Source organism: Acidovorax sp., assembly GCF_022763525.1.
Lineage (GTDB): Bacteria > Pseudomonadota > Gammaproteobacteria > Burkholderiales > Burkholderiaceae_C > Acidovorax.
Map to the genome: position 1 here is coordinate 1 of NZ_JALEGG010000291.1, position 23,857 is coordinate 23,857.

Annotated in this window: 23 protein-coding genes; 12 read left to right on the top strand and 11 right to left on the bottom strand. The window is 64.8% G+C overall.

Annotated elements, in window-relative coordinates; translation table 11 throughout:
- The first annotated feature begins 147 nt into the window (after positions 1-147).
- Positions 148-966 carry an MBL fold metallo-hydrolase gene (locus MRY84_RS22115; protein WP_291507829.1) on the top strand — a complete coding sequence of 273 codons (819 nt, stop codon included), beginning with the start codon at positions 148-150 and terminating at the stop codon, positions 964-966.
- Positions 967-1,062: 96 nt separating this feature from the next.
- Here MRY84_RS22115 and MRY84_RS22120 read toward each other — a convergent pair whose 3' ends face one another.
- From MRY84_RS22120 to MRY84_RS22140, 5 genes are all read right to left on the bottom strand, one after another.
- On the bottom strand, positions 1,063-1,713 hold the full coding sequence (locus MRY84_RS22120) for a protein-methionine-sulfoxide reductase heme-binding subunit MsrQ (protein ID WP_291507830.1): 651 nt from the start codon (positions 1,711-1,713) through the stop codon (positions 1,063-1,065).
- A gap of 92 nt (positions 1,714-1,805) precedes the next feature.
- Complete coding sequence (msrP, locus tag MRY84_RS22125; RefSeq protein WP_291507831.1) at positions 1,806-2,810, bottom strand: protein-methionine-sulfoxide reductase catalytic subunit MsrP; 1,005 nt, start codon at positions 2,808-2,810, stop codon at positions 1,806-1,808.
- 145 nt (positions 2,811-2,955) lie between these two features.
- Complete coding sequence (ccsB, locus tag MRY84_RS22130) at positions 2,956-4,317, bottom strand: c-type cytochrome biogenesis protein CcsB (protein ID WP_291507832.1); 1,362 nt, start codon at positions 4,315-4,317, stop codon at positions 2,956-2,958.
- Positions 4,314-6,470: a cytochrome c biogenesis protein ResB gene (locus tag MRY84_RS22135; protein WP_291507833.1), complete on the bottom strand. Its 2,157-nt coding sequence runs from the start codon at positions 6,468-6,470 to the stop codon at positions 4,314-4,316. The genes ccsB and MRY84_RS22135 overlap by 4 nt, the downstream gene beginning before the upstream one ends.
- Positions 6,471-6,643: 173 nt before the next feature.
- Positions 6,644-7,285, bottom strand: coding sequence for a c-type cytochrome (locus MRY84_RS22140; RefSeq protein ID WP_291507834.1), 642 nt, complete (start codon positions 7,283-7,285; stop codon positions 6,644-6,646).
- A 72-nt stretch (positions 7,286-7,357) separates the two neighbouring features.
- On the opposite strand from MRY84_RS22140, the gene yihA reads away from it, so the two are divergent.
- Positions 7,358-8,116, top strand: a complete 759-nt coding sequence (gene yihA / locus MRY84_RS22145) for a ribosome biogenesis GTP-binding protein YihA/YsxC (protein ID WP_291507835.1) — start codon at positions 7,358-7,360, stop codon at positions 8,114-8,116.
- Between the two features lie 50 nt (positions 8,117-8,166).
- Complete coding sequence (locus MRY84_RS22150; RefSeq protein WP_291507836.1) at positions 8,167-9,072, top strand: alpha/beta hydrolase; 906 nt, start codon at positions 8,167-8,169, stop codon at positions 9,070-9,072.
- Between the two features lie 68 nt (positions 9,073-9,140).
- Here MRY84_RS22150 and MRY84_RS22155 read toward each other — a convergent pair whose 3' ends face one another.
- Together MRY84_RS22155 and MRY84_RS22160 are read right to left on the bottom strand one after the other, a co-directional pair.
- Positions 9,141-10,010: a lipid A biosynthesis acyltransferase gene (locus MRY84_RS22155; protein WP_291507837.1), complete on the bottom strand. Its 870-nt coding sequence runs from the start codon at positions 10,008-10,010 to the stop codon at positions 9,141-9,143.
- Positions 10,007-10,861 carry a lysophospholipid acyltransferase family protein gene (locus MRY84_RS22160; RefSeq protein ID WP_291507838.1) on the bottom strand — a complete coding sequence of 285 codons (855 nt, stop codon included), beginning with the start codon at positions 10,859-10,861 and terminating at the stop codon, positions 10,007-10,009. Before MRY84_RS22160 ends, MRY84_RS22155 begins: the two co-directional genes overlap by 4 nt.
- A gap of 132 nt (positions 10,862-10,993) precedes the next feature.
- Between MRY84_RS22160 and metK the strand changes: the two genes are divergently transcribed.
- The 5 genes from metK (at position 10,994) to MRY84_RS22185 (ending at position 14,761) form a co-directional block, all read left to right on the top strand.
- Positions 10,994-12,175, top strand: a complete 1,182-nt coding sequence (gene metK / locus MRY84_RS22165) for a methionine adenosyltransferase (RefSeq protein ID WP_291507839.1) — start codon at positions 10,994-10,996, stop codon at positions 12,173-12,175.
- A 213-nt stretch (positions 12,176-12,388) separates the two neighbouring features.
- Positions 12,389-13,192 (top strand): AraC family transcriptional regulator, encoded by an 804-nt coding sequence (locus MRY84_RS22170; RefSeq protein ID WP_291507840.1) that lies wholly within the window; start codon positions 12,389-12,391, stop codon positions 13,190-13,192.
- 133 nt (positions 13,193-13,325) lie between these two features.
- On the top strand, positions 13,326-13,949 hold the full coding sequence (locus tag MRY84_RS22175; RefSeq protein ID WP_363317581.1) for a LysE family transporter: 624 nt from the start codon (positions 13,326-13,328) through the stop codon (positions 13,947-13,949).
- 136 nt (positions 13,950-14,085) lie between these two features.
- Positions 14,086-14,271 (top strand): DUF1328 domain-containing protein, encoded by a 186-nt coding sequence (locus MRY84_RS22180; RefSeq protein ID WP_142148279.1) that lies wholly within the window; start codon positions 14,086-14,088, stop codon positions 14,269-14,271.
- A 37-nt stretch (positions 14,272-14,308) separates the two neighbouring features.
- Positions 14,309-14,761, top strand: a complete 453-nt coding sequence (locus tag MRY84_RS22185; RefSeq protein ID WP_291507841.1) for a hemerythrin domain-containing protein — start codon at positions 14,309-14,311, stop codon at positions 14,759-14,761.
- Positions 14,762-14,779: 18 nt separating this feature from the next.
- On the opposite strand, the gene MRY84_RS22190 is transcribed toward MRY84_RS22185, so the two are convergent.
- Complete coding sequence (locus MRY84_RS22190) at positions 14,780-16,021, bottom strand: diguanylate cyclase (protein WP_291507842.1); 1,242 nt, start codon at positions 16,019-16,021, stop codon at positions 14,780-14,782.
- A 160-nt stretch (positions 16,022-16,181) separates the two neighbouring features.
- Positions 16,182-16,859: an NUDIX domain-containing protein gene (locus MRY84_RS22195; RefSeq protein WP_291507843.1), complete on the bottom strand. Its 678-nt coding sequence runs from the start codon at positions 16,857-16,859 to the stop codon at positions 16,182-16,184.
- A 177-nt stretch (positions 16,860-17,036) separates the two neighbouring features.
- Between MRY84_RS22195 and MRY84_RS22200 the strand changes: the two genes are divergently transcribed.
- From MRY84_RS22200 to MRY84_RS22215, 4 genes are all read left to right on the top strand, one after another.
- Positions 17,037-17,879 carry a cysteine hydrolase gene (locus tag MRY84_RS22200; RefSeq protein ID WP_291507844.1) on the top strand — a complete coding sequence of 281 codons (843 nt, stop codon included), beginning with the start codon at positions 17,037-17,039 and terminating at the stop codon, positions 17,877-17,879.
- Positions 17,880-17,924: 45 nt separating this feature from the next.
- Positions 17,925-19,124 (top strand): nicotinate phosphoribosyltransferase, encoded by a 1,200-nt coding sequence (pncB, locus tag MRY84_RS22205; protein ID WP_291507845.1) that lies wholly within the window; start codon positions 17,925-17,927, stop codon positions 19,122-19,124.
- A 4-nt stretch (positions 19,125-19,128) separates the two neighbouring features.
- A complete protein-coding gene (locus MRY84_RS22210; protein WP_291507846.1) occupies positions 19,129-20,829 on the top strand; it encodes an NAD+ synthase in 1,701 nt (566 codons plus the stop codon).
- Positions 20,830-20,948: 119 nt separating this feature from the next.
- Positions 20,949-21,986 (top strand): bifunctional nicotinamide-nucleotide adenylyltransferase/Nudix hydroxylase, encoded by a 1,038-nt coding sequence (locus tag MRY84_RS22215; protein WP_291507847.1) that lies wholly within the window; start codon positions 20,949-20,951, stop codon positions 21,984-21,986.
- Between the two features lie 87 nt (positions 21,987-22,073).
- Here MRY84_RS22215 and MRY84_RS22220 read toward each other — a convergent pair whose 3' ends face one another.
- Complete coding sequence (locus tag MRY84_RS22220; RefSeq protein ID WP_291507848.1) at positions 22,074-23,330, bottom strand: Zn-dependent hydrolase; 1,257 nt, start codon at positions 23,328-23,330, stop codon at positions 22,074-22,076.
- Between the two features lie 26 nt (positions 23,331-23,356).
- Positions 23,357-23,857, bottom strand: a 501-nt coding sequence (locus tag MRY84_RS22225; RefSeq protein ID WP_291507849.1) for an amidohydrolase family protein, incomplete at its 5' end; no start/stop codon positions are given.

The window sequence follows — 23,857 nt, forward strand, 5'->3', positions numbered from 1 at the left end:
CCCATCTCGGGACAGGGCCATGTCCTTTAGCAAGCCCTTTGCGATACCGCCGACAAGGCGCTGAAACCCCGAAACGCTTGATATCTATCAAGGAGCACTCGAAGGGTTACTCGTACAGTTCGTGCTTTATTGCACCGTAGGATGGCCATGGCCCTGGAACTCTACCGCGACAAGAACCATGCTTGTCTGATGTTCACCGACCTCATCGAAGAAGACGGTCAGGCTGTGCAGGCCAACCAGTTCTTGATCGTGGATGACGATACGGGCGCCATCATCGACCCAGGCGGCAACCTCGCGTTCAACGAGCTGTTCATGGGCATGACCAAGCATTTCCCCCCGCACAAGCTCTCCTACCTGATCGCCTCGCACGCCGATCCAGACATCATTGCTTCCCTGGACCGCTGGATGACCAGCACCAAGGCACACTTGGTTATCTCGCGCGTGTGGGAACGCTTTGCCCCGCACTTCACCAAAGTTGGCAAAACTGAGAACCGGGTCATTGGCGTGCCCGATGGCGGCGGGCATCTTCCGCTGGGGCGCCATGAGCTGGTGCTGCTGCCAGCGCATTTCATGCATTCCGAGGGCAATTTCCACTTCTACGATCCGGTCAGCCGCATCCTGTTCACGGGGGACCTGGGCGTCTCCCTGATGTCTGGCGCAGAGGCACAGGTTCCGATCACCGATCTACGGCCGCACATCCCGCGCATGGAGGGCTTCCACCGCCGCTACATGGTTTCGAACAAGATTCTGCGGCTGTGGGTTCGCATGGTGCGCCAGCTCGACATCTCCATGCTGGTGCCTCAGCACGGCGCTCCCATCATGGGCAAGCAGGCCATCAATGACTTCTTCAACTGGATCGAGAACCTGATGTGCGGCATCGATCTGTTTGACGACCGGGCCTACCAGATTCCTTCAGCTTACATCGACCCCGTGACCCGACAGATGCGCCCCGCAGCGGGACGGTAGTTGTCGGTTTTTCAACTTGGTGAAATCTGGCTCCAGGCCTTATCCATTAAGCGCAAGAAGCTATATTTTCGATAGCACATAACCACCAACGCGAGCCTAGTGCGTTCGCGTGCTGGCGGGCACTCGCGCTGCGGGACCGTGCGCCGGCTTGTGTTTTCGCCAGCGGTTCCAAAGCCGCCAGCCCAGCAGGGCTGCCAGGATCAACGCGTAGATCGCCACTTCGCCAAAATCATTCTTGCCTGCACGCATCCAGAAAAAATGGAGGACGGCGAGCCCCGCCACCCCATAGATGCTGCGGTGCAGGGTTTGCCAACGCTTGGCACCCAGCGCCTTGATGGCCCGGTTGAACGATGTCGCGGCGAGCAGCATGAGCAGCAGCAGGGCCAGAGACCCCACCAGGATGAACGGCCGCTTGAGGATGTCGCGCACGATGTCGGCCACCTCAAAGCCCATGTCGAACCAGGCGTAACTCAGCAAGTGCAGCACGCCATAGAAAAACACGAACAGGCCCAGCATGCGCCGATAGCGCGCCAGTTGTGGCGTAGAGGTCATCACGCGCAGCGGCGTGACCGCCAGCACCAGGCACAGTGCGCGCAGCGTCCAGTCGCCGGTGGCACGTACCAGCGCTTCGGCCGGATTGGCGCCCAGCCGGTCCGCCGCCGTGGCGTAGACCAACCAGGCCAACGGCAGCAGGCACAGCACAAAGACCAACGGCTTGGCAGCGGGATGGAGCAAGAGTTTGCGCATGGCGATACCCGCCCTCCCCTGCAGCCTGAGCACCCCAGGCCAGATGAGACCAGGCGAGAGATGAAAGGCTGAAAGCGGAAGGCGTCCGAAAATCAGTAGAACTTTTTGAGGTCCATACCGGCGTACAACTGGCCCACCTGGGCTTCGTATCCGTTGAACATCAGCGTCTTGCGCTTCTTGGCAAACAGGCCGTCTTCGCCAATGCGCCGCTCGGTCGCCTGGCTCCAGCGAGGGTGGTCCACCTCGGGATTGACGTTGGAGTAGAAGCCATACTCCTGCTTGGCCGCCTTGTTCCAGGCCGTGCCGGGCTCTTTCTCGACAAAGCGAATCTTGACAATGCTCTTGGCGCTTTTGAAGCCGTACTTCCACGGCACCACCAGGCGCACCGGCGCACCGTTCTGGTTGGGAAGCACCTCGCCGTACATGCCAAACGCGAGCAGGGTCAACGGGTGCATGGCCTCGTCCATGCGCAGGCCTTCCACATAGGGCCAGTCCAGCACTCGTGAGCCGACGTATGGCATGGTGGCCTTGTCCGCCAAGGTCACGAATTCCACGTACTTGGCGCTGCCTTGCGGCTCCACCCGCTTGATCAGCTCGGACAGCGAGTACCCGACCCAGGGGATGACCATGGACCAGCCCTCCACGCAGCGCAGCCGGTAGATGCGCTCTTCCTGAGCGCTGAGCTTGATCAGGTCTTCGATGCCGTATTTGCCCGGCTTCTTGACCAGCCCCTCGACCTCGACCGTCCAGGGACTCGTCTTGAGGGTGTGGGCGTTGCGAGCGGGGTCGGCCTTGTCGGTGCCGAACTCGTAGAAGTTGTTGTAGGTGCTGGCGTCCTTGTAGTCGGTGAGCTTTTCCATGGACACGGCGCCCGCCACGGCGGACTTGGCACCGGCCAGGGGAGCGAGCTTGTTGGGGCGCACCACCTGCGCCGGCTGGGCCAGGGCTTCGCGGCCCGCCCATGCAGCAAGGGTGGCACCGGCCGCGCCACCGGCCATTAGCCGCAGCATCTGGCGCCGGTCTTCGTAAACCGCACGCGGTGTGATTTCGGAGGGATGCGGGTGGATGAAACCCTGGTCGCGCGATGGGATCAGCATGGAAGGCTCCGGTGGTGGTCTCGTGGAAACGGCTGCCGTGGTGGAGCAGCACAACGGTTAGTTCGTTCCCTGAACCGCTCAGGTTACACGGACCGTGCCATCGTTGCCGGTCCGCACCCAGATGCCCGAGCTCAGCTGCGCGACATCACAGCGTTCCGTAGCTGTGCAATCCGCTCAGGAACATGTTCACGCCCAGAAAGGCGAAAGTGGTCACCGCCAGCCCCACCAGCGCCCACCAGGCCGACACGGTGCCGCGCAGGCCTTTCATCAGCCGCATGTGAAGCCAGGCTGCGTAGTTGAGCCAGACGATCAGGGCCCAGGTTTCCTTTGGATCCCAGCTCCAGTAGCCGCCCCAGGCCTCGGCAGCCCACAGCGCACCCAGCACCGTGGCAATGGTGAAGAAGGCAAAGCCCACCGCGATGGACTTGTACATGACATCGTCCAAGATCTCGAACGAGGGCAGGCGCGCAGCGATGCGTTTGCGGCCCAGCAGGATGCCCGCCACGATGAGCGCGGAGATGCCGAAGTAGACCATCCAGTAGCTGCCGCCATTCTCGGTTGCTCCCTGGCGGAAGACGATGGGTTCAAAGCACAGCACTACTCCCAAGAGCCACAGGGGCGCCAGCTTGTACCAGCGGGTCTCGGTGGCCTGCTGCTTGATGAGGTAGGCGAATGCCACCATGGCCGAGAGGGCGAACGTGCCATAGCCGATGAAGTTGGCTGGCACATGCAGCTTCATCCACCAGCTCTTGAGCGCGGGCACCAGGGGCTGGATCTCGTGCGCCTCGCGCACCACGGTGTACCAGAGCAGGAAGCCCACCGCTGCGCTGACCACCAGCATCACAAAGCCCCCGAGCGCACGGGTGTCGTACTGCTGCTCGTAGTACAGGTAGAACGCCGCCGTCATCCAGCAGAACAGTACGAACACCTCGTAGAGGTTGCTGACCGGGATATGGCCGATGTCCGGGCCGATGAGGTAACTCTCATACCAGCGCACCAGCGTGCCGATGAGCGCCATTGCCACGGCCACCCAGGCGATGCGCGAGCCCAGCATGCTCATGGTCTGGCCCTCGCCGCGTGAAAACATGCCAATCCAGTAGAACGCCGTGCTGATGAAAAACAGCATGCTCATCCACAGGATGGCGGACTGGCTAGAAATGAAGTACTTGAGGCCAAACACCGTGTCGGCCCGTGCGAGATTGCCGGCGCCGTCCTGCTGGTACAGCCCGACAGCCATGAGCGCCACCGCGGCCACAACCAGCATCAGGATCCGCAGCGGCCGCCAGAACCAGCCCAGCCAGACCGTGCAGGGAATGGCCCCCAGCAGAATGCCTTTTTCATACACATCCATGTAGCTGCCATAGCGCTGCAGGGAATAGAGCCCCCCTGCGGCAACGATGGCCGCAAACAGCCAGTCGAACCAGTTGCGGCGAGCAAAAAAACCCTCGTTCAGGGTGATAGCCGTGTTGGCGGGGGTGTTGGTGGAGGTGCGGGTGGCGGTATTCATGCGTTGCCTTCCGGTGCCTTGCCGGCCCCGATCAATTTTTGTGCGAGCTGTACGAACTCACGATCGCCGTCCATGGTCTTGCGGTTGCTGGACAGGGCCATGGTGGCATGGGTTACGCCTGCCTGGGGCATTACCCACACCCACACCCGTCGTTCACGCACGTACAGCATGGCAAAAACACCCATGATCAGCAAGGCGCAGCCGAGATAGACAATGCTCTTGCCAGGGGCTCGCGCCACCTGGAACACGCTCGCCTGCACCTGGGTGAAGTCCTTGAGCTCAAAGGCCAGCGGCGCGGGGTAGATCTGCGCATCGCTCAACGAGAGCACGGCCTGGGTCATGAAGGCGCGCGTCTGGTCGTCCTGCGGCAGCGGGGGCAGACCGGCCCGCTGGCGCGAGAGCTGGGCCACTTCGAACAAGGTGCCATTGAGGATGCGGACCAGCACCTCGCCTGCACGGGCCCGCTCGGCCTCGGGCACGTTGGCCTCCATGAAATCCGAAACGGCCTGCAGTCCGCCCGTCGGTTTGCCATCGACCACGCCACGGCCCGCAAAAAGGGCGAGGGCGCGAGACGCCGATTGCTGCAGTTGCTCGGCCAGGTCCGCGCGGGAGGTATCGATGGCCTGCGCAACATACCGGCGCACGGCCGCCTCGCGGGCGTCGGGGTCGGCCAGCACGGACTTCATGCGCAAGAAGCCATCCATGCTGCCCTTGTCGTCGGCCGGTACGCGCAGGTAGCGAAACGGCTCCGCCGGGGTTTCGCGCACACCCAGCAAAAACACCGGCACGCCATCGCCGGTGTCCACGGGCAGCATGTAGTTGTGGAACTCGCGCGCCTGGCCCGAGGCGTCACGCAGCTTGTAGCTCACGCTGGGACCCACGTTGCGCAGCTCTTTCTTGGTGACAGTCTTGTTGGCTGCGCCCAAGCGCGATTCCACCGATTCGCGGAGGTCCACCTTGCGCACGTCCACGCCGGAGGTGTCCGACCCCGCTGCGCCAAAGTTCTCCACGTTGATGGTGCGCAGCGCGGTGAACTCCAGCGTCAGCGAATCCCCCCCCGCAGCGCCGCCCTGGTTGACGAGTTGGGTGGAGCCCCCCACGACACCCTGGACCTCGATCGGCTTGGCGCCTGCCACCATCGGCACGCCGCGCAGCTTGAGCTGCGAGCCGCCATCGTCAAAGCTCGACTGGTAGATCTCGATGCCCTTGTAGCTGGCCGGATGGTTCACCTCCACGCGGGCGGGGGTCTTTTCGCCCGTAGCCTTGTCGTGGATGACGATTTCGCTGGCAAACAGCTTGGGCATGCCGGTGGAGTAGTGCTCGACGATGAATTTTTTGAGCTCGATCGCAAAGGGCAGATCCTGCAACAGCACCCCGTCCGATTGGTTGAGGATGGCGGTGCTCGACTGCGTGCCCTCCGCCACCAGCAGGTTGCCGCGGAAGGTTGGATTGCGCTCGGACAGCCGATGCTCGGGTTTCACGTCGGCAATCAGGCCGCCGCCCTGGTAGGGCGTCTTGCCGCCCAGCAGCATCTGGGCGCGCACAATCAAATCCCCGTCGAGCAAGCCGCCCACGCACACCAGCACGATCGCGCTGTGCGCAGCGATATAGCCGAGCTTGTTGGCCGCGCCAGCCTTGGCGGCCACCATCCAACCCGTGCCGGGGCCCGCCGCGGTATCGCGCTGCTGCAGGCGCACCTTCCAGCCGCCTCCGGCCAGCAGGGTGCCGATGCGGCGCGCTTCGGCCTCCGCAGGCTCGGGCAACACCGCCTCGGCCTTGTGGTGGAAGGCCTTCAGGCTCAGTTCGCGGATGTTCTCCTTGTACGCCCGCAGATCGACCAGGATCTTGGGCGTATTGCGCGCAATGCACAGGGACGTGCTGATCACCAGAAATGCCAGGATCAGCAGGAACCACCAGGCGCTGTACACGGCGTTGAGCTGCAGGGCACCGAACACCTCGGCCCAGAACGGCCCGAACTGGTTGACGTAGTTGACCGCGGGCTCGTGCTGCTTGAGCACCGTGCCGATTACCGAGGCGATGCAGATCACTGTCAGCAGCGAAATGGCGAATCGCATCGACGACAGCAGTTCGACCCCGGCGCGCAGGGCCTGCGAACCAGACTTCATGCGGAGGCCTTGCGTGTTGTCGGACATGGATGAACCCGGAGAAAAGGGATGCGCAAGAACGCGAGGGGAGAGAAAGAAAGAAAAAAGGGCGGGACCATCTGTGCGATGGACCCGCCCGATTTTGGGATTGTTATTGGCGGTAGGTTCCGTGTCGCCCAGCCAGCCGGGCGGCAGGGTTGACGCAAGTCAAATCAAATCCATCAACGCAGACCTGCGATGTAGTCCGCCACCGCCTTGATTTCCTTGTCGTTCAGCTTGGCAGCCACCTGGGTCATCTGAACGCTGTTGGCGCGCGAACCATCGCGGAAGGTGTTCAGCTGGGCCACGGTGTAGTCGGCATGCTGGCCCGAGAGGCGCGGATACTGTGCCGGAACACCGGCACCGTTGGGGCTGTGGCAACCCGCGCAGGCAGCGATGTTGCGGTCGGCGACGCCGCCGCGGTAGATGCGCTCGCCCAGGGCGACCAGGTCCTTGTCCTTGGCAAAACCCGTCTTGGCGGGCTTGGAGGCCACCCAGTAAGCAATGTTCTTCATGTCGTCGTCCGACAGCATGGAGGCAAAACCCTTCATGACGGGGTTGTTGCGCTTGCCGGATTTGAACTCTTGCAATTGCTTGACCAGGTACTCAGGGTGCTGCTGCGAAAGTTTGGGATTGGCCGCGATGGCCGAGTTGCCATCGGCGCCGTGGCAAGCGGCGCACACTGCCGTGTAGCTCGCCTCGCCCTTGACCAGGTCTGGCTTGGCCGCCTTGGGTGCAGCCGCAGGAGTTTCCCCCGCTGCGTAGGCCGAGAACACAGGTGCTGCCAGTGCGGCAGCCGTCAGCAAAGAGGCGAGCAACTTCATATCGAGGGTGTATGTTTATGTGCGCAAAACCTCGCGATTCTACAATGAGGCTCCCAAGCCTCCCAATATTCCATGACGACCTCCTCCACCGCGCCAGTTGCTGGCTCCCTTCCGCCTGCACCCGACGCCAAGATCGCCATGGGCTGGATGCACACCGCGCGCTTTCTGACCACTGCGGCCCAGCTGCACCACCTGCCCCCCATCGACGTACCCGAGATCGCGTTCGTGGGCCGCTCCAACGCGGGCAAATCCACCTGCATCAACACGCTCACGCAGCAAAAGCAGCTGGCCTTCGCCTCCAAGAAGCCCGGGCGCACGCAGCACATCAACCTGTTCGCCCTGGGCAAGCAGGGCGTGACGGATGCCGTGCTGGCCGACCTGCCCGGCTACGGCTATGCGGCCGTGTCGCGGTCGGACAAGGTGCGCTGGCAGCAGGTGATGGTGAACTACCTGGTCAGCCGCCCGGGCCTGACGGGCATCGTGCTGCTGTGCGACCCCCGGCTGGGGCTGACCGAACTGGATGAAGCGCTGCTCGAAGTCGTGCGTCCGCGTGTCGAGGAGGGCTTGAAGTTCCTCATCGTGCTGACCAAGGCCGACAAGCTCACGCGCGCCGAGCAGGCCAAGGTCCTGTCCATTACGCGACTGAACGCGGGCGGCGGAGAGGTGAAGATGTTCTCTGCCCTCAAGAAGCAGGGCGTGGACGAGGTGGCGCAGTTGCTGTGGCAATGGGCGCACCCAGTGCAGGCGGTGGCCGCCGAGGCACCGCCGCAAGACACTGCGGCCCTGCAAACGCCCGCTGCGCACGCCCCTGAGGATTCTCAGCAAAACTAGGCCCTGACGCTGATGCAACAAGCGCAGGCCGCTACTGATTGCATAGCATCATGATCGACACCTGCGCTGTTGCCCTGCCCCACGGCACCACCCTGCATTGCCACGTGGCCGGGCGCAAGGGCCGCCCCGTGCTGCTGTTCCTGCACGGCTTTCCCGAGGGCGCCTTCATTTGGGATGAGCAACTGGCGTACTTCGCCCGCCCCGAAAACGGCGGCTACCGCTGCGTGGCCCCCTACCTGCGGGGCTTTGGCGCATCCAGCAGCCCGGCGGAGGTCGATGCCTACCGCGCCAAGCACCTGGTGCAGGACGTCGCCGCCCTGATTGCCGCCGAATCGCCCCAGGCACCGCTCGAATGCCTGGTGGCGCACGACTGGGGCGGCGCCGTGGCCTGGAACTTGGCCAACCAGCAGCCGCAGTTGCTGAAACGGCTGGCCATCATCAATTCGCCCCACCCGGGCGCCTTTGTGCGCGAGCTGTCGCACAACGCCGCGCAGCAAGCCGCGAGCCAGTACATGCACTTCCTGTGCCGCCCGGACGCCGAGGCGCTGCTGGCCGAAGACGGCTTTCGCCGCCTGTTCGCCTTCTTCGACGACCCCCAGGGCCGATCCCCCGCCTGGCTGACCGAGCCGGTGCGCGCGCAGTACCGCACGCTGTGGCAGCAGGGCCTGACAGGCGCGTGCAACTACTACCGCGCCAGCCCCATCCGCCCGCCCCGCGACGGCGATCCGGGCGCCCAGGCGATCACCCTGCCTGAATCCATGCTGACGGTGACCGTGCCCACGCTGGTGCTTTGGGCGATGGACGACCCGGCCCTGCTGCCGGGGCTGCTGGATGGCCTGCCGGACTGGATCCCGCAGCTGCAGGTGCAAGAAGTGGAGCAGGCGTCGCACTGGGTGGTGCATGAACACCCCGAGCGCGTGGCCATGGAACTGCGGCGTTTTTTGCTATCCAATTGATAGCTTTTGGCGCTTATCCAGAAAGCGCCAGAGGCCAAATTGGCTTCAAAGAACCGAGGGGGGCACACTCAGGAGTAAACGGAAGGCTCGCCCTCGGGCCGTGTCTTGAAGCGCTTGTGCACCCAGTAGTACTGCTCGGGCATGGTGTCGATCACCGCTTGCAGCTCGCGGTTCATGCGCACGGTATCGGCCTCCACGTCGTCCGAGGGAAAGTCCGGCCAAGCGGGCGAGACCTCGGCCACATAACCGGTGGGCGTCATGCGCGAATACACGCCCACCACCTTGGCCCGCCCCAGCCTTGCAAAGCGCGAGAGCGACGGGATGGTGGCGGCGATCACGCCATAGAACGGCACGAACAGCGAATCGTTGCGGCCATAGTCCATGTCGGGCAGCAGGTACAGCAGGCCCCCCTTGCGCAGGTTGGCGATGATGGGTTTCACGCCGTCGGAGCGGTTGAGCATGCGCACGTCACCAAACCGCTGTCGCCCGGCCATGAACCATGCGTCCACGGCCGGGTCGGGGTGCGTGGCGAAGATCGACGTGAAGGCGCGCTGCGAGTGCAGCGGCAGCGCCAGACCGCCCGCGTCCATGCCGTAGAAGTGGGGCGCGAACAGGATGGTGGGTGTGTCACCCTCCAGCTCATGGATGGCGCCGGCCAGTCGCACGCGCCGCTCGACCACCTCGCGCGGTGCAGCCCACAGCCAGCTTCGGTCCAGCCAGGTCTGGCAGAACGCCACGAAACTGGCCCGCGCCACCGCGCGGCGGCGTGCCTCGGACCAGTCCGGGAAGCACAGGGCCAAATTGCGCAGCGCCACCTTGCGCCGCCGCACCACCAGCACGTAGGCCACTTGGCCCAGCAGCCAGCCCATGCCCCGCAGCACGGGCAGCGGCAGCAGCGCCAGCACCCGCATGAACCACACGCCCAGACGGCCGGTCATGCGGCAGCCTCCGCGGCGGGCAGCGCCTCGGCGCGGGGTTGCTTGTAGCGGGCGTAGCCCCAGAGGTATTGCTCGGGGCACTGGCGGATGAGGTGTTCCATGGCCTGGTTGATCTGCCGCACCGCCTGTTCCATGTCGGCGGACAGCGGTGCGGGCAGGGGTTCGAAATGCGTGACGTAGCCGCGCCCCCAGGACAGCCGCTCGCAGCGCGCCAGCACCACCGCCGCGCCCGTTTGCTGCGCCAGACGCACAGCCAGCGTCATGGTGTAGGCATCGCGGCCAAAGAAAGGCGCCCACACACCCTGTCCCTCGGGCGGCACCTGGTCGGGCAGCAGGCCCACGGCCTCGCCACGGCGCAGGGCCTTGATCATCTGCCGCACGCCTGCCAGCGTGGTAGGCACGGCCAGCATGCCGGGGCGGTTGCGCGCGGTCTCCATCACCTTGGCCAGCCAGGCCTGGCGCGCGGGGCGGTACAGTACGGTGATCGGGCCGCGCTCCGCGCTCCAGCGCCTGGCCGCTGCCTGGGCCGACAGCTCGAAGCACCCCAGGTGCGGCGTGAGGTACAGAATCCCGCGCCCCGCCGCGTAGCCCTGCTCCACGCAGGCCTCGCCTTCGATCCGGCATGGCAGAGGCGCCCCGAGCCACAGTCGCGGCAGCTCAGCCACCATGCGCCCCGCGTGGGCCACCGCGGCACGCACTGCGCCGAACGAATAGCCCGCCAGCGCCGCATTGGCCAGGAACCTGCGCCGGTACGTTGGCGACGCACAAAAAGCCACCCATCCCATGGCCGCGCCCATGATGTGCAGCAACCACAGCGGAAATACGGAAAAGAATCGGAAGACGACTGGCATTAAAATGGACGGGTCGCTGAGTTAAATGAGCAACTTGCAGGGCGACGTTAAAAAAATCTGCTAAAGCGTTCGCCAAAGCTCCTTCGGGGTGAGGGCAACGCCCTAAATGCCGCAGCACAGGAGTTTATTCAAATGGCGAACGACTTTCTCTTTACCTCGGAATCCGTCTCCGAAGGCCATCCCGACAAGGTGGCCGACCAGATCTCGGACGCGATTCTCGACGCAATCTTCCAGCAAGACCCCCGCAGCCGTGTCGCCGCCGAAACGCTGACCAACACCGGCCTCGTCGTGCTGGCCGGCGAGATCACCACCAATGCCCACGTGGACTACATCCAGGTGGCGCGCGACACCATCAAGCGCATCGGCTACGACAACACCGACTACGGCATCGACTACAAGGGTTGCGCCGTGCTCGTGGCCTACGACAAGCAGTCCAACGACATCGCCCAAGGCGTGGACCACGCGAGCGACGACCACCTGAACACCGGCGCTGGCGACCAGGGCCTGATGTTTGGCTATGCCTGCGACGAAACGCCCGAGCTGATGCCCGCGCCCATCTACTACGCCCACCGCCTCGTGGAGCGCCAGGCCCAGCTGCGCAAAGACGGCCGCCTGCCGTTCCTGCGCCCTGATGCCAAGAGCCAGGTGACGATGCGCTACGTGGACGGCAAGCCCCACAGCATCGACACCGTGGTGCTCTCCACCCAGCACCACCCCGACCAGAGCGAAACGCAGACCAAGATGAAGGCCTCGTTCACCGAAGCCGTCATCGAGGAAATCATCAAGCCCGTGCTGCCCAAGGAATGGCTGCAGAACACGCGCTACCTGATCAACCCCACCGGCCGCTTCGTCATCGGCGGCCCGCAGGGCGACTGCGGCCTCACGGGCCGCAAGATCATCGTGGACACCTACGGCGGTGCCTGCCCCCACGGCGGCGGTGCCTTCAGCGGCAAGGACCCAACCAAGGTGGACCGCTCGGCCGCCTACGCCGCCCGCTACGTGGCCAAGAACATCGTGGCTGCCGGCCTGGCCCGCCAGTGCCAGATCCAGGTGGCCTACGCCATCGGCGTGGCCGAGCCGATGAACATCACCGTTTACACCGAAGGCACGGGCGTGATTCCCGACGACCAGATCGCCAAGCTGGTGCGCGCGCACTTCGACCTGCGCCCCAAGGGCATCATTCAGATGCTGGACCTGCTGCGCCCGATCTACGAGAAGACGGCCGCCTACGGCCATTTCGGCCGCGAAGAACCCGAGTTCAGCTGGGAAAAGACGGACAAGGCTGCTGCGCTGCGCGCAGCGGCGGGCCTGTAAAGACCCCGAGCGAAGCGCGCTTGTGTGGCTTGCGGCGCAGGCTCATATCGCGCAGCGATGTGAAGAGCCGCAAGGCCCGTGCGCAATCAACGTACGGACAAGGCTGCCGCGCTGAGGCGCGGCTCGTCGGTACGTGGGGGAGCGCATATCGGGTCAGCGATGTGGCCACAGACCCAGCAAGAGCCGCGCCCGCAGCGCTGACAGGAGCCCCCAATGAACGCGCAACCATCGCTCCCCTGTTTTTGGCGCGACCCGGACCTTCCATTTGTGGAGAGCCGACGCGCAGTCAGCAGCCGTGCCTGCTATCGGCCACACACCCACGTCACGTATTCCATGGGTGTGGTCGATGCGGGGCGCAGCGTGTTCACTTCCCATGGTCACAGCGTGCGCCTGGCGGCCGGCTCACTGGTCGCAGTGCCTGCCGGTTGCGTGCATGCCTGCAATCCAGAGCCGGGCGGAGAGTGGAGCTACCAGATGCTTTATCTCGACGCGTCCTGGGTCGAAAACACGATGCAGCGGAACAACGCCCCTGCCTGGCCCCACTGTGCACTGGTAGTGCGTGATGCCAGGGCGTACGACGCTTTCTGTGCACTGAATCGCCTGCTGTTTTCCAACGCGGATACCAACGTCAAGACAACGGCGCTGAACAGGTTTCTCTCCCAAGGAATCTGGCGCACGGGCGATGCGGTAGCGCTGACGCCGCCACCAGCGCCCGCATCCTTTGCACGCGTGCAAGCCATGCTGCAGCAGAGGTGTGCCGACCCCCTCCCCCTCGCCACGTTGGCGCAGGCCGCCAGGATGACGCCGCATGCGTTGGTCCGTGGCTTTCGCGCAGCCACAGGACTGACTCCCCACGCCTATCAGCTGGACATGCGCATCAACGCCGCCCGGGGCCTGCTTCGCGCGGGCAGCGCCCCGGCCGTGGTGGCACAGGAACTCGGTTTCTACGATCAGAGCCATTTTCAAAACGCTTTCAAGCAACGGGTGGCAACCACGCCGGGCCACTACCGGCGCTGAGCACCTGTTTGCGATCTCGCAGAGGTCGCATCGCGGCATCGAGTCGTCCGCAATTTTTTCCAATACAGCCCGGGAGCAGTTAACGAAACTGCGCGCCTCGCGACGAAGGTCGCACTGCACGAAAGGCGCTGCATTGCTGGAACAATTTTTGATGGTGGCGGGAGCCCACTTCCTGGCCCTGCTCAGTCCGGGCCCCGATTTCTTCCTTATCGTTCGCACTGCGCTGCTGCACGGATGGCAGCGCGCCAGCGGCATCAGTGCGGGCGTGGCAATGGCCAACGGCCTGTTCATCGCACTGGCCTGGGCGGGTCTTTCGGCCATTGCACCCGGCAGCGCTGCGTTCGTGCTGCTTCAGTTGGGTGGCGGCCTGTACCTCGGATGGCTAGGCTGGCGCCTTTTGCATTCGTCCGGCACCGCGATCGCGATGGGTGCGGACAGCAGCACTGCGCCCAGACCGAGTTGGTGGCAAGGGTTGCGCATGGGATTCATCTCCGCACTGCTGAACCCCAAGAATGCACTTTTCTACGCCAGCCTGTTTTCCCTGCTGACCGAAACCGACCGCAGCGTCCAGGCACTCTACGGTGTGTGGATGGTGTGCGCCGTCCTTGGATGGGATCTGTTGATTGCAGTGAGCGCGGGCCACCGGGTGGTTGTGGAGCGCTTTGCGAGGCATCTGGGGTGGATCGAACGCACGACCGGCGTCCTGCTGCTGCTCATAGCGGCTGGCGTGGCTGTTCAGATCAGTATCGCCGGATGAGCAATCGACCCGCTCCTACCGGCGGACAGCATGCGCTCCCACAGCGGTCCGCCAGGCGCTGTATACGCTTGCATGTCAAGACAAAGCTGCCATGCGCGGCTTTCCCATCACAGCCCAGTCAAGGAGTGAACCCCCCATGCTGAAGTACGCCATCATCTTCGCCCTCATATCGCTGGTCGCCGGCGCCCTGGGCTTTACCGGCGTGGCCGCAGGTGCCGCAGGCATTGCCAAGGTGCTGTTTGTCATCTTCCTCATCATTGCCGTGGTGTTCATCGTTTTGGCCATCCTGGGTGTGGGCGCGGCACGCAAGGTGCTCAAGTAGTTGCGGACCGCACTTTTCAACAGAACCGAGAACACCCATGCCCCTCAACATCTTCGAAGCCCTGCGCGAAAGCCACGAACGGCAGCGCGAGCTGTACCGGCAGCTGATCGAGACCAGCGGCGACACGCCCGAGCGGCGCGACTTGTTCGAGCAACTCAAAGCCGAGCTTCTGGCGCACGAACTGGCCGAGGAGCGGCATTTCTACATCCCCCTGATGGAGCACGATGCGGGCGTGGACCTTTCCCGCCACGCGATCTCCGAACACCACCAGCTCGACGAGCTGGTGGAGTCGCTGGAAGAGGCGGACCCGGCCACGCCCAACTGGCTGCCCCTGGCGAAGAAGCTGGCCCAGAAGGTGGAGCACCACCTGGAAGAGGAAGAACACAAGTTCTTCCAGATGGCAGGCAAGCTGCTGACGGAAAAACAGAAGGTGCAGCTGGCCAAGGATTACTTCTCCACCTACGAAGAGGCCAAGACCACGACGGCTTGACGCCTGGCCGGCGGGGCCTCAGGCGGTTTCTTCAGCGCGCACCACGCAGTTGCGGCCCTTGGACTTCGCCACGTAAAGCGCGGCATCTGCCCGCTTGATCAGCGCATGCGCATCCTCGTTGTGGTCCCAGGTCGCCACGCCGAAGCTGGCGCTGACGTGGCCGACCGCATCGAACGGCGTTCCCGCAATGCGCGCGCGCACGGCTTCGGCCATGGCCATGGCGGCATCCAGCGGGGTTTCCTTGAGCAGGATGATGAATTCCTCGCCACCGAAACGGGCCGCGCAATCGGACGAGCGCAGCAACTCACGCACGCGCAGGGCCGTGCTCTTGAGTACCACGTCGCCGGAGTCGTGGCCAAAGGTGTCGTTGATGCGCTTGAAGAAATCGATGTCGAACATCACCACCGAGAGGCTTCCCTTCTTGATGCGGGTCTCGGCCATCTCCGTCTCCAGCCGTTCGAAGAAGCGGCGCCGGTTGACCAGATCCGTCAGGAAGTCCTTCGTGGCCAGGTCTTCGAGCTTGCTGTTGAGCCGCGCCATCGGCTCGATCACCAGCGAAGACAACGACAGGTTGAGCGCCACAAACAGCAGGACAAAGCTGCCCACCAGCGCCGCCATCACGGTGTTGAAGGTCTGGCGCGCCTTCTCGAGCGGAAAGTACATGGGCACCTTCACCACCTGGATACCCACCGTCTCGTTCAGATTCCAGCCAAAGCCGTTCTTGTCGCCGTACACCTTGAGCATGGTGGGCGGTGCCACCGCGGGCGTGCTGTGGCAGGCCATGCACTGCGTTTGCTTGATGGTGATGGGACGGGCCACATACATGGCGCGGTGCATGCCCTCACCCACCTCGCCCGTGACCTCCTTCTTCAGATCGGCCCGGCCTTCGCGAAAATCGCTGATGATGCGCTCTTCCCACTCATTGGCGCGGTCGCGCAGATTGGTGGGGTTGAGCACTGCCTCCTTGTATTCGTAGCCCGGAAAGCGGCTTTGCAGACGGCGCAGCGTCTCGGTGGCGGCGTAGGCGGGCACCGTCTGGGGCAGAAACTTGTCGGCCAGCGTGACGTCCAGATGGGGCTTGACCAGCTCGGTGGTGTAGTCGCGGATCGCCATGGCCGCGTGCATCATGATCTGCGAGTTGTGCTGCACTTCCTCGATGGCCGACTGCTGCAGAAAGCGGTGCACATAGGCGCCCGCGCCCAGCACCGCCAGCAGCAGCACTCCTGCCAGCACCAGATTGAATTTGAGCCGCAAAGACATGGACCTCCCTCAGGCGCCAGCGTCGCGCTGGCTTGTTGTTGGCGAGGCCACGGCGGCCACCCTGGCCCGCACCGCGCCCCACCGTTCGTGGGACACAAAGTTTGCGTTTGTGCCAGATTTGGGCGCGGCGGTCCAATGTTTTGTGCGTGTGGAGCCCGCGCTACAAACCTCTGGCGCTCAACGAGAGCTGCCGCCGATAGGCAGGGCGCACCCGGTAGAGCTGCGCGGGGCGGTGTGCGCCGCCGGTCTGCAACGCACCAGGGACGGGCTCCAGCATGGCCAGCTCCTCCACCTTGCGGCGAAAGCTCACCTTGTTGACCGGCTCGCCCAGCACGGCCTCGTACACCGCCTGCAGCTGCGGCAGCGTGAAGGGCTCGGCGCACAGGTGCACAGGCAGCGACGAGTACTGGCTCTTGCTGCGCACGCGCAGCACGGCCGTGTCAATGATCTGGCGGTGGTCAAAGGGCAGCGGCGGCAACGCATCCACCGGTACCAGCTCTACCCGCCCCCCGCCCTGCGCCAGCACGGTGGCGGGCACCAGGGCGCAATAGGCTACCGCCACCGACCAGCCGCGCGGGTCGCGCACTGCTCCAGTGAAGGTCGCCAGTTGCTCCAGATAGGGGCTCTCCAGCCCGGCCTTGTCCCGCAGCACCCGCGCGGCGCTGGCCTGGGCGTCCACATCGTCCTGCGCGTGGATGTAGCCACCGGGCAACGCCAGCGCCTGGGCAAAGGGCTCGCGTTCGCGGCGCACCAGGGCCACCTTCAGCGTGGACTGCTCCAGGGTGAGCAGCACCACATCTACTGTGCATATCACGGCGGGAATGCTGTCGATGGTCATGCGGGGAGATAGTTCATTGCAAAGTTGAACGAACAAGGCTACCACCAAGACTGGCTTGGGCAAAGTATTTGCCGGTGAAACATGGCCTGCGAATTGAATACATTCGCTTTCAAATTACTTAGTTGCAAAATTAACCTAACAAAATTACACTGCACCTACAGCGAAGGAGAAAAGACCATGGCCACAGGCACCACCCAGCTTCTGGTGATCGATCCCCAAAACGATTTCTGCGACCTGCCCGCCACCTATTGCCCCGCAGGCAGCGCGCCCAGCCTGCCCGTGGCGGGCGCCCATGCCGACATGCAGCGCCTCGCGGCCTTCATCCGGGCACAGGCCGATCAACTCGACGCCATCACGGTCACGCTCGATTCACACCAGCGCTTCGATATCGCTCACCCCGGCTTCTGGCAGACCGGTGCGGGAGCGGAAGTGAATCCCTTTACCCCCATCACCGCCGCCCAGGTGCGCACGGGCGAGTTCGCGCCGCGCAACCCCGCGGCACTGCCACACACGCTGGCCTACCTGGACGCACTCGAAGCCCAGGGCCGCTACACACTCATGGTCTGGCCCGTGCACTGCGAGATCGGCAGCTGGGGCCACGGCATCCACGCCGATGTGTTGGCCGCCTGTGGCGACTGGCAATGGCAGCGCCAGCGCGCGGTGCGCAACGTGTTCAAGGGCACCAACCCCTGGACGGAGCACTACAGCGCCATCGAGGCCGAGGTGCCGGATGCGGACGACACCAGCACCGCGCTCAACACCGCACTGCTGCGGTCGCTGGGCCAGGCCGATGTGCTGCTGATTGCGGGCGAAGCCAGCAGCCACTGCGTGCGCTCGACCACCGAGCACATCGTGCAGCACCTGCCGCGCCTGGTGCCCGGCTGGCAGGCCAGCCGCATCGTGCTGCTGACCGACGGCATGAGCCCCGTGGCGGGATTTGAAGCACAACACCAGGCGTTTCTGGATGCGATGCGCGCCGCAGGCGCACAGCTGGGAAACATGAGTGAAATTGGCCTCTAGCGCCTGGCCATCATCCCCTGATAGCTATAAATTCAGGAGCAAACCATGCAACCCGTCATCACCAGCCTGCTCGATACCGACCTGTACAAGTTCACCATGTGGCAGGCGCTGCTGCACCGGCATCCACAGACGCAGAGCGAATACCGCTTTGTCTGCCGCAACCAGCCCCTGTACCCGCTGGCTGAGCTGCTGCCCGAGGTGAACGCCGCGCTGGACCACCTGTGCACGCTGCGCTTCCGCGAAGACGAGCTGGCCTACCTGGGCGGCCTGCGGTTCATCAAGAGCGACTTCATCGACTTTCTGCGCATCTTCCAGTTCCAGCGCAGCTTCATCCGCGCCTGGGCCGAAGGCGATCAGTTGCACATCGTGGCCCAAGGCCCGCAGGTGCATGTAATGGGCTTTGAGATCTTTGTGCTGGCCATCGTGAACGAGCTGTACTTTCGCCGCTTCGATGCCACTGCCGCCCTGGCCAGCGGCCGCGAGCGGCTGGCGGTCAAAGTGCAGCAGCTGCAGGACCTGGCGCAGCAGGCCACGCTGCGCCACCCCTTCGAGCTGTTCGACTTTGGCCTGCGACGCCGCTACAGCGGCGCCTGGCAGCGCGAGGTGGTGCAGACCTTTGCCACGCAGGCACCGCAGTGGTTCAAGGGCACCAGCAACGTGCTGCTGGCGCGCGACCTGAACCTGGTGCCCATCGGCACCATGGCGCACGAGTACCTGCAAAGCTATCAGGCGCTGGGCGTGCGGCTGCGGGACTTTCAAAAGGCCGCGCTCGAGGACTGGGTGCAGGAGTACCGGGGCGACCTGGGCATTGCACTGACCGACACCGTGGGCATGGACGCCTTTTTGGCGGACTTCGACCTGTACTTCGCCAAGCTGTTCGACGGTCTGCGGCACGACTCGGGCGACCCCGTGGCGTGGGGCGAGAAGGCGCTGGCCCACTACGCCAAGCTGCGCATCGACGCACACACCAAGCGGCTGGTGTTTTCTGACGGCCTCACGCTGACCAAGGCGCTCGCGCTGTACCGGCACTTCGGCGACCGCACGCAGCTGGGTTTTGGCATCGGCACCCACCTCACCAACGACATGGGGGATGCGCCAGAAATGAAGCCACTCAACATCGTGATGAAGCTGGTGCGCGCCAACGGGCAGCCAGTGGCGAAGCTGTCGGACACGCCGGGCAAGACGCTGTGCGACGATGAAACCTACCTCGCTTACTTGCGCCAGGTCTTCAACGTGAAAGGCTGACACCATGCTCCGCATCACCATCGCCCAGCTCAACCTCACCGTCGGCGACATCGAGGGCAATGTGGCCCGCATGGTGGCCGCCGCGCGGCAGGCCGCCCGCGAGCAGTCCGACCTCATCGTGTTCAGCGAACTCGCGCTGTGTGGCTACTACCCCGCCGACATGCTGGACGAGCCCCCATTCTTGCAACGCGTGCAGGACGGCGTCGCTGCGCTGCAGAAAGCATCGGCCGAGCTGCCCGCACTGCACTGGGTGGTGGGCGCCCCCATGCCGGCCCGCGGCCCCGGCAAGAAGCTGCACAACAGCCTGCTGGTGCTGCAAGGCGGCAACGTGCGCCTGCAGTACGCCAAGCAGTTGCTGCCCACCTACAACATCTTTGATGAACGCCGCCATTTCGAGCCTGGCCCCGACGTGGCCAAGGTGCTGCGCATTGGCAGTGCCCAGGTCGGCATGCTGGTCTGCGAAGACGGCTGGAACGACCATGGCGCCGACTACATCGTCAACCCCTTCGAGCGCCTGCGCGATGCTGCGCCGGACCTGGTCATCAGCATCAACGCCAGCCCCAGCCACATCGGCAAGCGCGAGCAACGGCACACCATGTTTGGCGGCTCGTCGCGCCGCCATGGGCTGCCCATCCTGTACGTGAACCAGGTCGGCGGGCACGACCAGCTGGTATTCGACGGGGGCTCGTTTGCCACGGAGCCCGAGGCCGGGGTGGTTTTCGAGGCTCCGCGCTTTGCCGAGGATGTGCGCACGCTGCTGTTCGATGGCGGGCGGTTCCTGACCGCCGAGGGCAAGCGCCCTGCCCCCGTGCCAGCACAGGGCCTGCCGACGATGGAGTTCTACCGCCAGCAGATCCTGCTGGGCCTCACCGACTATGCACGGCGCTGCGGCTTCACGCAGGTGGTGGTGGGCAGCTCGGGCGGCATCGACAGCGCCCTCACCCTGGCATTGGCAGCGCAGGCGCTGGGGCCGCAGAACGTGGTGGGCATCACCATGCCCTCGCGCTACTCCAGCAGCGGCTCGGTCGATGACTCGGCGACACTGTGCCGCAACCTGGGCGTGCAACTGCTCACCCACCCGATCGCCGAGCTGGTGGCCGCCTATGCGCGGCAGTACGAGGCCAGCTTTGGCCAGCCGCTCTCGGGCTTGCCGCTGGAAAATCTGCAGGCGCGCATCCGCGGCACGGTGCTCATGGAGTATTCCAACGCCTTCGGCCACCTGCTGCTGACCACCGGCAACAAGTCCGAGATCTCGGTGGGCTACTGCACGCTGTATGGTGACACCAACGGCGGGCTGGGCCTCATCGGCGACCTGTACAAGACCGAGGTGTTTGCGCTGGCGCGCCACGTCAACGAGCAAGCCGGGCGCGAGCTCATTCCCCAGGCCATCATCGACAAGGAGCCGTCGGCCGAATTGGCCCCCGGGCAGCGGGACACGGACAGCCTGCCGCCCTACCCGGTGCTGGACGAAATCCTCAAGCTGCTGATCGAAGGCGACCGGCTGTCGCCCGCCGAGCAGGCCACTGCAGCCACCCTGGTGGCGCAGCTGGAGGAAACCGATGCGGGTGCCGCCCTGGTGCAGCGCGTGCATGGAATGGTCGCGCGCAACGAGTACAAGCGGCGGCAGGCACCGCCCATCCTGCGGCTGCGCCCGCGGGCTTTCGGCAGCGGGCGGCAGATGCCGATTGCAGCAAAGTATGTGTGACGAGCCCTGAGCCGCTGCCTTGGGTTCCGCCGTCTGCGCTCACCACTATTAAAATCGTAGCTGCCAGCGCTTTACCAATCAGCGCCAGAGCCCAAAAATACCCGAAAGCACGGAGACCCATGCACGACACCGCCCTCCTCATCGGCCGTTTTGAACCCGTGCACAGCGGCCACCTGGCCCTGCTGCACGAGGCCCTGCGCCAGGCGCCGCAGGTCATCGTCGTGGCGGGCTCGGCCTGGCAGGCGCGCTCGCCCAAGAATCCCTTCACCTGGCAGGAGCGCGAGGCCATGCTGCTGGGCGCCCTGCCCGAGGCCGACCGCGGCCGTGTGCAGGTGCTGCCCGTGCGCGACTACTACAACGAGGCCGTGTGGGTGCAAGCCGTACGCCGGGGAGTGGCCGAACACACGGCGCCCGGTGCGCGCATCGCGCTGGTGGGCCACTTCAAGGACGCCACCAGCAGCTACCTGCGCGCCTTTCCGGGCTGGACGCTGGTGGACCTGCCGCGCCAGGGCCGCATGGACGCCACCACCATCCGCGATGCCTACTTTGGCGCCACGCCTGCCACCGTGGGCACGGCGCTGGCGCCGCTGGCCGGTGAGATCCCTCCCAGCACCATTGCAATGCTGGAGCAGTTCGCTCAGACCCCACACTACCCCGCACTGCAGGAGGAATGGCGCATGCTGCGCGGCTACCGCGAAGCCTGGGCCGCCGCGCCCTACCCGCCCGTGTTCGTCACCGTGGATGCCGTTCTGCGCTGCCAGGATCAGGTGCTGCTGATCCGCCGCGCCCACGCGCCCGGCAAGGGCCAGCTGGCCGTTCCCGGCGGCTTCATCGAACAGCGCGAAACCGTGTGGCAATCGTGCCTGCGCGAACTAGTAGAAGAAACCCACTGCCAGCTGCCCGAGGCCACCATGCGCGCCGCGCTGCAGTCCGTAGCCGTGTTCGACCACCCTGACCGCAGCCAGCGGGGGCGCACCATCACGCATGCGCACTACTTCGACCTGGGCGACGCGCCCTTTCCGGTGGTGCAGGCCGACGACGACGCGGCGCTGGTGCAGTGGACGCCCATCGACCAACTGGCCCGGCTGGAAGAAGAGTTCTTTGAAGACCACTTCCACATGCTGGACCACTTCCTGGGGCTGACGGAACTGCGCTGAACGCGCGGATCCCCACACCCTGGAATAGAAACAAAACAGGCTGCAGCGCTGGCCTGAAAAGCGCTAGCAGCTATATTTTCAATAGCATCAGGTCCCTGCACGCTCCAGCATGGCGTGCAGCAGCACGTTGCACCCCGCCTCGATGTGCTCGGGTTTCGCGTCCTCGATCTCGTTGTGGCTGATGCCGTCCTTGCAGGGGATGAAGATCATGCCGCTGGGCGCGAGCTTGGCCATGTAGACAGCGTCATGCCCCGCCCCTGACACGGCCGGCATGTGGCTGTAGCCCAGCTTGGCGGCAGCGCGGCCCACGGCCTCCACGCACTCGGGCTGGAAGAGCTGCGCGGGGTAGCTGGACACCATCTCGATGTGCACCTGCACCCCGTGCTCCTTGGCCACCTGGTCGGCAAAGGCCTTGACCTCGGCGGCCATGGCGTCCACCAGTTCGTCCGTGCTGTTGCGCAGGTCGATGCTGAACTTGACCCGGCCCGGAATCACGTTGCGGCTGTTGGGGAACACCTGCACCATGCCCACCGTGCCGCGCCCATGTGGCGGGTGACGGTGGGCGGCTGCCACCACGTCTTGCATGATGCGCGTGGCGGCCAGCATCGCGTCCTTGCGCAGGGCCATGGGCGTGGGGCCAGCGTGGGCCTCCATGCCGGTGACGGTGCAGTCGAACCAGCGGATGCCCAGCACGCCGCTGACGACGCCAATGGTCTTGTCGTTGTCTTCCAGCACCGGGCCTTGTTCGATGTGGGTCTCGAAGTACGCGCCAATGGGGTGGTCGCCGGGCTCCTGGTCGCCGATGTAGCCGATGCGCTCCAGCTCGCCCTTCACGGTCTTGCCCTCGGTGTCGGTGGCTGCGTAAGCGTGCTCCAGCGTGAAGGCCTTGGCGAACACGCCCGAACCCATCATCACGGGCACGAAGCGCGATCCTTCTTCGTTGGTCCAGAAGGCCACTTCGATGGGGGCTTCGGTTTCGATGCCATGGTCGTTGAGCGTGCGCACCACTTCGATGCCAGCCAGCACGCCGTAGTTGCCGTCGAACTTGCCGCCCGTGGGCTGGGTGTCGATGTGGCTGCCGGTCATGATGGGTGGCAGGTTGTTGTTGCGCCCGGGGCGGCGCATGAAGCCGTTGCCGATCTTGTCGATGGTGACGGTCATGCCTGCTTCGCGCGCCCAGCGGGTCACCAAGTCACGGCCTTGTTTGTCCAGGTCGGTGAGGGTCAAGCGGCACACGCCGCCCTTCGGGGTGGCGCCGATCTGGGCCAGCTCCATGAGCGAATCCCACAGGCGCTGGCCGTTGATGCGCAGGTTCTCGATGTTGGTCTTCACTTTGGTGTCCATGGTGTTCTCCAGATGCATTGCAGCGGTTAGCGCGCCACCGCCGTGGGTGCCAGATCCTGCGCGCGCTTCTGCACGGCCTGGAAGTTGGCGCCAAACGCGGGGCGCTTGATGTAGCGGCCCTTGCCCTGCTCGGCCCGCAGGTCGCCGTTGGCGTACACCACGCGGCCCTGGCTCACGGTGTGGCTGGGGATGCCGCGCACGGTGCGGCCTTCAAAGATGTTGAAGTCGCCCTTGCTGAACTGGGTCTTGGCCGAGAAGGTCTTGGTGCCTTGTGGGTCCCACAGCACCAGGTCGGCGTCCGCGCCTTCGCCGATGTAGCCCTTGCGCGGGTAGATGTTGAACAGCTTGGCGGCGTTGGCCGAGGTGATGGCCACGAACTCGCTGGGCGTGAGGCGGCCGGTGTTCACGCCGCCATCCCACAGCGCGGCCATGCGCTCCTCCACGCCGCCGGTGCCGTTGGGAATCTTGGCAAAGTTCTCTTTGCCCATGGCCTTTTGCGCGGCGCAGAAGGTGCAATGGTCCGTCGC

What these genes read in the sequence shown, in the direction of transcription:
- MRY84_RS22115 (WP_291507829.1), top strand. Translation starts at nt 148, where the DNA reads ATGGCCCTGGAACTCTACCGCGACAAGAACCATGCTTGTCTGATGTTC.
- MRY84_RS22120 (WP_291507830.1), bottom strand. Translation starts at nt 1,713, where the DNA reads ATGCGCAAACTCTTGCTCCATCCCGCTGCCAAGCCGTTGGTCTTTGTG.
- msrP (WP_291507831.1), bottom strand. Translation starts at nt 2,810, where the DNA reads ATGCTGATCCCATCGCGCGACCAGGGTTTCATCCACCCGCATCCCTCC.
- ccsB (WP_291507832.1), bottom strand. Translation starts at nt 4,317, where the DNA reads ATGAATACCGCCACCCGCACCTCCACCAACACCCCCGCCAACACGGCT.
- MRY84_RS22135 (WP_291507833.1), bottom strand. Translation starts at nt 6,470, where the DNA reads ATGTCCGACAACACGCAAGGCCTCCGCATGAAGTCTGGTTCGCAGGCC.
- MRY84_RS22140 (WP_291507834.1), bottom strand. Translation starts at nt 7,285, where the DNA reads ATGAAGTTGCTCGCCTCTTTGCTGACGGCTGCCGCACTGGCAGCACCT.
- yihA (WP_291507835.1), top strand. Translation starts at nt 7,358, where the DNA reads ATGACGACCTCCTCCACCGCGCCAGTTGCTGGCTCCCTTCCGCCTGCA.
- MRY84_RS22150 (WP_291507836.1), top strand. Translation starts at nt 8,167, where the DNA reads ATGATCGACACCTGCGCTGTTGCCCTGCCCCACGGCACCACCCTGCAT.
- MRY84_RS22155 (WP_291507837.1), bottom strand. Translation starts at nt 10,010, where the DNA reads ATGACCGGCCGTCTGGGCGTGTGGTTCATGCGGGTGCTGGCGCTGCTG.
- MRY84_RS22160 (WP_291507838.1), bottom strand. Translation starts at nt 10,861, where the DNA reads ATGCCAGTCGTCTTCCGATTCTTTTCCGTATTTCCGCTGTGGTTGCTG.
- metK (WP_291507839.1), top strand. Translation starts at nt 10,994, where the DNA reads ATGGCGAACGACTTTCTCTTTACCTCGGAATCCGTCTCCGAAGGCCAT.
- MRY84_RS22170 (WP_291507840.1), top strand. Translation starts at nt 12,389, where the DNA reads ATGAACGCGCAACCATCGCTCCCCTGTTTTTGGCGCGACCCGGACCTT.
- MRY84_RS22180 (WP_142148279.1), top strand. Translation starts at nt 14,086, where the DNA reads ATGCTGAAGTACGCCATCATCTTCGCCCTCATATCGCTGGTCGCCGGC.
- MRY84_RS22185 (WP_291507841.1), top strand. Translation starts at nt 14,309, where the DNA reads ATGCCCCTCAACATCTTCGAAGCCCTGCGCGAAAGCCACGAACGGCAG.
- MRY84_RS22190 (WP_291507842.1), bottom strand. Translation starts at nt 16,021, where the DNA reads ATGTCTTTGCGGCTCAAATTCAATCTGGTGCTGGCAGGAGTGCTGCTG.
- MRY84_RS22195 (WP_291507843.1), bottom strand. Translation starts at nt 16,859, where the DNA reads ATGACCATCGACAGCATTCCCGCCGTGATATGCACAGTAGATGTGGTG.
- MRY84_RS22200 (WP_291507844.1), top strand. Translation starts at nt 17,037, where the DNA reads ATGGCCACAGGCACCACCCAGCTTCTGGTGATCGATCCCCAAAACGAT.
- pncB (WP_291507845.1), top strand. Translation starts at nt 17,925, where the DNA reads ATGCAACCCGTCATCACCAGCCTGCTCGATACCGACCTGTACAAGTTC.
- MRY84_RS22210 (WP_291507846.1), top strand. Translation starts at nt 19,129, where the DNA reads ATGCTCCGCATCACCATCGCCCAGCTCAACCTCACCGTCGGCGACATC.
- MRY84_RS22215 (WP_291507847.1), top strand. Translation starts at nt 20,949, where the DNA reads ATGCACGACACCGCCCTCCTCATCGGCCGTTTTGAACCCGTGCACAGC.
- MRY84_RS22220 (WP_291507848.1), bottom strand. Translation starts at nt 23,330, where the DNA reads ATGGACACCAAAGTGAAGACCAACATCGAGAACCTGCGCATCAACGGC.